Below are 8,742 nucleotides of genomic sequence, written 5' to 3'. Positions count from 1 at the left end.
ACCGGCCATCCGCCAGAGTTGACGACGCCAAAGAAAAGGCCCAAACCCGCAATCTGACAACACGATTCGGACACCCGGCACGCTATCCTTCCGGATAGGAACGCGACCCTGAAAACGGAGGCATCATGGCTACAGGCTCCAAGGCTTGAGCCAGGGCCTTGTGCCCGCCTCAAGCGCTTCGACGATGCGGTTGGTGATCATCGTGTAGATGTCGGTCCGGCTGCTGTTGTCGGTTGCGGTAGCCATCTGAAACTTCTCCCTCTGAAATTGAAAAAACCCGGTGCATCAAAAGCACATGCTTTTGGGCAACGGGGGCGAATGCCCGAAAGTCAGGGGGAGGGCAGTCAAGGACGACCGCCGCTGGGAGGCGCCCGTCTGCACGGAGCGCTAGCGCAGGAAGACGGGAGGGAAACCGAAGGCGGTCGCGTGGCTCCGATCCTTGACGGCCCGGGGGATGTGCCCCCCTAGCTCGGTAATGCGTGAAGCACGTCCTCAGCCATCGTCAGATGACAGCTAGAGGCTGCGCGCAGCCGATGCTCAAAGAGGCGGGAACGGAGCTCTGCTCGTCGCGAATGCGACCGCAGCTAACGCGGAGCCTGGAAGCATCTGGTCGCCGAAGGCGAGGTGCCAGTTCTTGCGCCGAAAAATGATGGGGAGAAAACTCAAATGATCAGATACCAAACAAATGAGCCGCCCCGAAGGGCGGCCCTCATAAGAAGATCCGGCTTTTTTTATTAGTTGAAGCGGAAGCGCAGCATACAGTTCGGCGTAGTGCCGCTGGTGGTGCCACGGTTATAGGTAGATGACGGATCGGTAACGCCCGCAGCACCTGCAACGATACAGCCAGTGGTCGGAGCGATCGTGCTGCCGTAAGTACCACTCAGAGAACCGAAAGCACTGACGTGATTAGTCCGCGCCTGGACGATGCCGGTATCGGGAGCGCCATCGTCAAGCTTCACGTCGATGTTATAGGACTCGATCGGCGTAAGAGCCAGACTGTAAGTATAGGCAGTAGAGGAGATGCTAGTCACGCCACCTAAGATGTAGTAGTTCGTGCCGGTATCCGAGCCGACTACCCAGTAGTTGCCGCGGCCGAGCTTGGCTGAAGGCAGATACTGCGAAACCGTGCCGCTGGTGGCGATTACTGCACCAGAGGTGATGTTGGTGCCGAGCGAGCCGTCGATCAGACTGGCGGTGGAGAGATGCTGCCAGAAGATGAGGGGTTCGCCGATCGGTGCGTTGGCGCTGGCCGTATCCTGGATGAGGCCGTTGCCGTCACCAAGACCGGTGCCGCCTCCGCTGGTGATACCAGCTGCAGGAAGCACGAGGCCGAAAGCGCTGGCCTGGGTATAGACTAAGTCGCCCGGGATGCCGTTATATTTGGTACGGAAAGTGTTGACGGCCGCATTGTATTTTTCCACCTGGCCTACGGTAGCGCGAATTTCTGCCGCTTTGATCAGGTCCTGGCCGACGAGTACGCCGCCCACGATAAGCCCGATGATCACCAGCACGATCGATAATTCGATGAGCGTAAAGCCCGCCTGCTTCAGTGGTTTTGAGTCGAGTAGATGCATATTGTCTCCATCAGTTGTTGCACAGTGGTATCAGCCACAGGATATGGGCTGCGCCATCGCCAGGCTACTCAAGATAATGCGTCTCGGATTTGCGTAGCGTTGAGCGTGATGTTAGCTGGAGATAGTTTAGCAATCGTTAAGTTTCGTGGTTTACCGCACGGTTAACTCGTCAGATTGCTCTGCTCATTTGCAGTACGCGACAGGATGAGGACTAATTATCTTGACAAGTCACGATGTTGGGGAGCGTTCGCGTCGGCCGGTAGCATCCTCGGCGCGAACTTAACCGGTGCCTTGGAGGAATCCTTGGCGCATGAGGGAAATCAGGAGCCGTCGCTTCTCCGCGCTGTCCAGGCTTCGCGGATCGCCAAGGGCCTGCTCGATCGTCGCACAGTCTGCATCAACTGCGGCTTCAGCGTCGATTCCGTCGAGGTGCTCGACTGCTAGTTCCAAAGATGAGCCGTCAAATTCTAGATGGCGCATCAGATCGCGTTCGATCTCCGCGCGGCTGCGTGTGAGAACAGCCGGGCTTGCTCGTGCATCGGTCAGGATTTTGAAAATCCTGCGGAGTTTGAGGTTACGGTCTTCGAGGCAAATTAGGCGTGGATATTTCAACAAAAACCGTAGAACGTCGGCCTGGGACGAGTCTTCAGGTTTGCTTTCAGGGGTGTGATGGGTCGTGATGAATACACCCTCCGCATGCAGTGCGAAGACGATTTCGATGTGTCGAATGATCGTTGCCGGTGACAGAGTAAAGAGCGGCGCTTGCCGCCGCGCCGCGGCCAGGTAGTCCGTGGCGTTGAGTGGGACGTCGGCAAATCGCCGCAGGACTGTTTCAACACCATCGATGACGGTCTGGCTTTTCGTGCAGAAGAGCGATGGTTGGGCCAACGCCACCCGGGCGTACGCGCGGATCGTCAGCCCGGCCGACTCGAAATGCCGCGCCACGCCTTCGATATTGGCAACAATCGTCGCTGGATGCTGATAAAAAAGTGACGGCTGCTTGAGGGCCGCCAGCAAATAGTCCCTGATATCGACTACTCCGGCGGGCAGCGTGCTGACCACCTTTTCTACATGGCCGATCAGTGTGTCAGGCTTGTAGGCGAACAACGAGGGTTGTTTGACAAGGGCTGTCAGATACCGGCTGACGGTCAGGCCCTGTGGGGCAAAATGGTCCACAACGCCGGCGACATTGAAGATCAATTGCTGCGGATTTTGATAGAAGAGCTGCGGCTGCCTGAGCGCCGCCCGGAGGTACGCGGGAAGAGTGAGGCCTTCCGCAGTAAATTGGCCCACGACGGTTTCGACGTTTCTGATTAGTGTCCCCGGCTTCTGGCCAAAAAGCTGCGGCTGTTTGAGGGCGGCCCGGAGAAAGGCGGGGAGGGTCAGACCATCGGGTGAGAAGCGCTGCGCAATGACCTCTCCAATAAGCTTGAGCGTAGCAGGCTTCAGCCCAAAGAGGTGAGGTTGTGCCAAGGCTGCCAGCAGATACCGGCGTGTCGAGAGGCCGTGATCGGCAAAGCAGGCTGCGCCACCCTCAATATTGCCGATGATCGTTTGGGCCCTGGATTGGTAGAGAACCGGATGCTTGGCGGCGGCTGCCAGATAGGAGGCGACGGTCAACCCATGCGGGGCAAAATGGCGGACGACGAGTCTGATGGTCCGCTTTTCATGGGGCCGTGTTGTGGGCCAGGAAGATAACTTGGTCTGTGGAGAAGGGCGCTTTGGAGAACGGGGCAATGGCAACCGGCGATGTTGTTGGCTGCCCGAAAGTAGCGCAAATCAAAACACAACGCAAGCGCATCGCCGTCGAGAACAGTGAGCTTGAAAGAACACAAGGGCACCGCCAGTTGCCAATAAAAGTATGGTAGAAGGCTCAGGCACCGGGAATGCAATGCCCTCACGACCCTTGGGGGAAGGTTTCGGAAATCCTCCGAGTTCGTCTGCAGCGACACGAGGCGCCGAAGAGCACCGCCAGGCCGAATCCCGCCACTACCAACGATAATGTCGAAGGCTCTGGAGCAACGACGACCATTCCGTAGGGGCGATCTAAGCCGGAAATTAATGCAGCATTAACTACCGCGCCTGTCGTGGTGTATTCGCCGATCGTCCCTAAGTCATAGCTACCGACAAACAGATCGTTGCCAAAGACGGCGATGCCAGTAGGGTACTGCAATCCGGAAATAAGCGACGGGTTGATCGTGGCGCCGGAGGTGGTGAATTCACCGACGGTACCATTGCCGGATTCGGTGACGTAGAGGTTGCCTCCGCTGATGGCCATATAATACGGGCCGTTCAGCCCGGAAATCAACGAAGCGTTGATGAGCGTTCCCGAGGTCGTATATTCGCTGATGGTGCCGAGGGCGTAGCTGGAAACAAAAAGATCATCGCCGTCGATGGCGATCCCAATGGGACCCGTCAAGCCGGTAATCAGCGAGGCGTTCACGACGCTGCCCGCAGAAGTGTACTCACCTACGGCGCCGTCGCCGGCGCCGGAGGGGCCGAACGTCGTGACATACAGGTTCGACGCATCCGCGGCGATACCGTAGGGGTTTCTGTCTTCGAGCGATGGAACGAAAAGAGTAGAATTAATCAACGAATTCGCCATTGTGTACTCCGCGACATAGCCGCTAACGGATGTGGCGAATAGTGAGTCGCCGGAGACGGCAACGTCGGTCAGTGCGTTCACACCAACATCGGATGTCGATAGAGGGGCGCCTCCCAACGTGAATTGGTGCAAACGACCATCCCCCACGCTGGCGACAAAGAGACTTTGGCCGGAAGCGGTCGGCGAGAAAACGGACAACACGAATGCGATCAGTGCGGCAGACAACGTGAATGACAAGGCCTTGAGCGTCATGGGCATTCTCTGAATTGCTTGTAACCTGGTGCGCGTAGTTTCCCGGCCGCCGCGACGAGCGCCGGATACTATATTCATGCGCCAGTTCGCAAAAGCGGACACCCGGAGGATGTTTTTACCGTACTGAGACGATTATTGGCCCTGCAGTGCCGCGAATTGGTCTATGACCGGAAAAGAGAGACCAAATAAGTAGTCTGATCTGAGCTCCAAGACCGGTAAGCGCCAGTACGGCAATCCGGACAGGTCTGTTAGAACTACTTATGTCAGGAAGACTTAAGAAGACAATTGCAACCCTAAGCGACTCGTCGCATACTTTCTGGCGTCCGGCAAGGAATCGTTCCGGGACCGAAGGCGCGGCCGCTCTATGCGTAATTTCAATCCCAACGAATCGGTGGCGGCCGTCGATCGGCTAATTACCGATGCCAGGGCTGGCTCCGCTACTGCGCTCAACGAGCTATTGGAAGTACTGTCCGCGCAGCTTTGGGCTGAGCACTCGCGCCGTAGCAAACCCCAGGATTTGGGACCATCGCGCGGGCTATCGGATTTGATTCAGGAGACGCTCGTGCAAGCCAGAGCGAACTTCGACCGGTTCGAACGCAACTCGTTTGCCGACTTCAAGCAGTGGGCTCGCACGATTTTGCGCCGAAAACGCCAGGAATGGATTCGCAACTATCGATTTCGCAATGCCGCCGAGCGCAAGGAAGAGATCGGACTGTCCATAATTCAGCGAATGTCGTCCGCTGAATCCGCATCTGGACCGGAACAGACGGCCCAACTTCGGGATGATGGACGTCGGGCGTACAGTGCATTTCGGCAGCTCAAAACGCACGAACAGTTTGTCATCAATTTGCGAGTGATCGAGGGGCTGCGTTATCGTGAGATTGAGGCCTTGACCGGGTGGGCGTGCGATGCCTCTCGGAAGGCTTATGCGCGCGCCATGGAGAATCTACGGAGCCTCCTGGAATTCGATGCCAAACTCTGACCTGAATGAGTCTGTTGCAGGGCGCGAAGAGGGGCGGACTCTTGAAGAGTTGCTCTCCTGGAACGACTCAGATGCTATTGGCTTAATGGTCTTGCTCAATCTGCTCCAGCGCGACCAACAGGGAGCAAAACTGGGCGCTGATGGCTTGGACTGGTTCGCTACGCCGCGCGCCCTCGGCAGATTCAAGTTGGAATCTCTCTTGGGTCGGGGCGCTTTTGGCGCCGTGTTTCAAGCGTTTGACACGAAGCTACTGCGGCGCGTGGCGCTGAAAGTCGCCTGGCCCCATGTGCTGATGCACCCGGTCGGAAGCCGGCGATTCAATGACGAATCCACGACGCTTGCGGCGCTAAAGCACCCGGGAATCGTCGAAGTCTTTGACTCGGCCGAAGTTGGCGTGATTAGCTACATCGCACTCGAATTGGTCGACGGACCGAATCTGGCAGCCTGGACTGCGGCTCAGACAAACGTGCCAATGCGAGTTGCGATGCAAATTGTGAACCATCTCGCACGGACGATCCATTTTGCTCATGAGAATGGCGTCGTCCACCGGGACCTAAAACCCAACAACATACTATTGCGCCCGTGCAGAATTCCGGGCTTACTTCCCTTCGAGACGGTGATAACTGATTTTGGACTGGCTCGCGGACCACGCCCTGCTGAACTATCCAGTGTCACCGGGACCACCGACGTCATCGGCACCGACTACTACATGTCGCCTGAGCAGGCAGCCGGACTTGCCGATCAAGTCGGACCGGCGTCGGACATTTTCTCGTTGGGAGTGATCCTGTACGAGCTGGTAACTGGTCGCCGTCCCTTCGATGGCAAGACGAGCGAGGATGTTCGCCGGCAGATTTGTAACGCCGAACCGCCGTCGATTGGTCAACTAGGCGGCAGCACTACTAGAGACCTGAACGCGATCATAGGGAAATGCCTGGAAAAATCATTCGACAGACGCTACAGGACTTCACAGGAGCTCGCCTTCGATTTACAGCGGTCATTGGATGGCAGGCCGATTCATGCGGGACCAATTCTTGCATGGCGACGCAGCTGGAAACTAGCCCGGAGGCACCCTCTAATATGTTCGTTCATCGCGATGGTTTGCCTGGGGGCACTGCTTTTAGGTGGTTTTGCAAGTGCATGGATGCGCGACCGTCAAATGGCGTTTCGCGAGGTTGCCGCCGCGAAGGCGACTGCGTCCGAAACTGAAGAGACGGAACGGCAACACCGCTATGATGAGGCGATCCAACGTGCCGCAATATCGTCTCGTCGAGGCAATCGGGCCGAAACGCTCGAATTCTTGCAAAGTGCGGCTTCGCTGGCGCATGGGCAGGTGCAGAAGGGAGTCGAATGGGATGTGCTGAGCGCGTCGGCCAACGACTCGGATAAAACTATCGGCGGACTTTCGACCGTACGCGACATTGAATTCGCTCCCGGTGGAGATTTGCTGGCGTCCACGGGCGCCGAAGGGCTGACCACACTATGGAATGTGGGGGATTGGAGCCGTCGCCGGGTTATCGTGAGCGGCGTGCTGGGCCCAAGGCTTTCGCGTTTCTCTCAGGACGGATCGATGCTGGCGGTCGTGGGAGACAACGGCCATGTTGCCATTCATCGCGTCGAGAATGGTTCCAGAGTGTTTAAGAATAAAGTCAATGCAGGGCGGATCTTCGCCGCCGCATGGCTCGGCGCGTCTTCACGGCTCGCAGTGGGTGGCGATACCGCGACTTTGCACGTGATTGATGTAGCATCAGGACAACAGAGTGAGACCGCTCCCTTGCCCCTCAGCGCCGATGTGCCGGCGTCTGAAGCGAAAAATGCCAACGAAATTATCGGCTTGGCCTACATCGCGGATCGAAATCTCATAGGGGTGTTGAAATCGCCGAGCGAAGTGCAGCTAATCGACGGCAACACGTTGAACCTGGTAGGCGGTTGGGCGACCGATTTGAAAAATGCCGGGGCAATTTGCCATATTCCCGTGGGGCCAGGGTACTTCGCTATTGGCAGTGCAGGCGGAGAGATCATTCTACATGACGTGGACACTGGAAAAAAAGCTGCGTCAATCCCGGTGTCATCGATTGTCAGCAATGTACGCTATTCGTCGTCAACCAATATGATTTGCGCCGGCTTTTGGGACGGGTCGACACAGGCTTGGCCCATCGCCCCGGTCCTGGCTGGCAGCCCAACCGCAGGCCACCGTTTTAAGGCTCACTCCGGTCGGACTTTGGCGGTGGACTTGTCGCCGAATGGTGAGTGGTTTGCTTCGGGCGGGCGCGACTGCAAGATTCGGCTTTGGCGTTGGCCAACCAAGGGCGGATCGACATTCACACCGTTGGCAGCACCGCCACAAGCATTGACGTTTTCGCCGTGCGGGCGATGGCTGTCAATTTGCGAGAGGACTGGAGAACGACGAGCGAGTCTGAAGCTGGTCGCGATGGGCGAGGGGCGCATGCTATGGTCAGATGACGTTCAACCGCTTTCGTCTGGCGCCAACTACGTCGCCTTCGATTCAAGCGGCAATGAGCTCGTACTAATCGAAGCCGACGGATCGGTATGCAGCCGGAATACCCAAAGCGGAAAAGTGATTAAGGCCTATATCGATCCTCATCGGCGCGCTGACAATGTATGGTTTTCCGCTGGCGGGAAAAACATGGTGTTAAAGTTAATGACGCAGTCGGGCGGTCAAAAAGTACTCGTCATTGATCGCGAACAGGGAACAAGTACAGATTCGAGCACAACTTCTGAAACGTTTTTAGGGGTTTTTCAAACTACTGATGGCGACCTTTGGATCTCGACGGATTCGTCCCACCAGTGTCTTTTGAGGCGTAAGTTCTGCGGACCGATCCTTCGCAAAAGATATAGTATGCCGGAACGGCCGTCGGGAGCGACGGTGTCGGACGACGGTCGATACCTAGCCGCTTGGGGAGCGAGCCACACGATTTATTTGTGGGATGTGCGTGGCGGTCCTGGTGTTGCAAAGTTGGTCGGACATAACCAACGTATCACCGCGCTGCTTTTCACGCCGGACAGTCGCACTTTGTTGAGTCACGACGGCGACAACACGGTGCGATTTTGGGATACGAAAACCCACAACGAATTGCTTTCGCTGGGTTCGCGAGACGAGCAGGTCCTTTCCATGGCGTTACATCCAACTGCAGGGATGCTGGTTTTGGGAATCGAACGGGACAAACAGTTCGGCCTGCGGGTCTATCGCTTTAAGGACGCGCAGGAGGGCTTACCAAGCACATTCGAGCTTGGAGAGCCCGCGCCGACTGAACAGGTCGGCCTCGAATAGTGCCGGTCTTCACTGCGATCCAGAACTATCAAGCATTCTT

7 protein-coding genes are annotated in these 8,742 nt (G+C 57.0%); 3 read left to right on the top strand and 4 right to left on the bottom strand.

The annotated features are described in order from the left end of the window. Positions 1 to 129: 129 nt before the first annotated feature. The 3 genes from VGN12_06120 to VGN12_06110 all read right to left on the bottom strand — a co-directional run bounded on the left by VGN12_06120 (position 130) and on the right by VGN12_06110 (position 3,194). Positions 130 to 246, bottom strand: coding sequence for an ArdC-like ssDNA-binding domain-containing protein (locus tag VGN12_06120; GenBank protein HEY4309010.1), 117 nt, complete (start codon positions 244 to 246; stop codon positions 130 to 132). A gap of 488 nt (positions 247 to 734) precedes the next feature. Then, the gene (locus VGN12_06115) at positions 735 to 1,574 is read right to left on the bottom strand and encodes a prepilin-type N-terminal cleavage/methylation domain-containing protein (GenBank protein HEY4309009.1); all 840 of its coding nucleotides are present in this window, start codon (positions 1,572 to 1,574) and stop codon (positions 735 to 737) included. Positions 1,575 to 1,853: 279 nt separating this feature from the next. Then, positions 1,854 to 3,194: a hypothetical protein gene (locus VGN12_06110; GenBank protein ID HEY4309008.1), complete on the bottom strand. Its 1,341-nt coding sequence runs from the start codon at positions 3,192 to 3,194 to the stop codon at positions 1,854 to 1,856. A 116-nt stretch (positions 3,195 to 3,310) separates the two neighbouring features. On the opposite strand from VGN12_06110, the gene VGN12_06105 reads away from it, so the two are divergent. Beyond that, positions 3,311 to 3,442, top strand: coding sequence for a hypothetical protein (locus VGN12_06105; protein ID HEY4309007.1), 132 nt, complete (start codon positions 3,311 to 3,313; stop codon positions 3,440 to 3,442). Between the two features lie 29 nt (positions 3,443 to 3,471). Here VGN12_06105 and VGN12_06100 read toward each other — a convergent pair whose 3' ends face one another. Further along, positions 3,472 to 4,437 (bottom strand): PEP-CTERM sorting domain-containing protein, encoded by a 966-nt coding sequence (locus VGN12_06100; protein ID HEY4309006.1) that lies wholly within the window; start codon positions 4,435 to 4,437, stop codon positions 3,472 to 3,474. Positions 4,438 to 4,795: 358 nt separating this feature from the next. Here VGN12_06100 and VGN12_06095 point away from each other — a divergent pair, with 358 nt between their 5' ends. Then, complete coding sequence (locus VGN12_06095; protein ID HEY4309005.1) at positions 4,796 to 5,413, top strand: sigma-70 family RNA polymerase sigma factor; 618 nt, start codon at positions 4,796 to 4,798, stop codon at positions 5,411 to 5,413. Further along, positions 5,340 to 8,702 (top strand): WD40 repeat domain-containing serine/threonine protein kinase, encoded by a 3,363-nt coding sequence (locus VGN12_06090; GenBank protein ID HEY4309004.1) that lies wholly within the window; start codon positions 5,340 to 5,342, stop codon positions 8,700 to 8,702. The genes VGN12_06095 and VGN12_06090 overlap by 74 nt, the downstream gene beginning before the upstream one ends. Positions 8,703 to 8,742: the final 40 nt, after the last annotated feature.

The sequence above is a fragment of the Pirellulales bacterium genome (assembly GCA_036499395.1).
In the GTDB taxonomy this organism is placed as follows: Bacteria; Planctomycetota; Planctomycetia; order Pirellulales; family JACPPG01; genus JACPPG01.
Note: the sequence above shows the minus strand (reverse complement) of the source record. Positions and strands in the feature narration are given on the sequence as shown.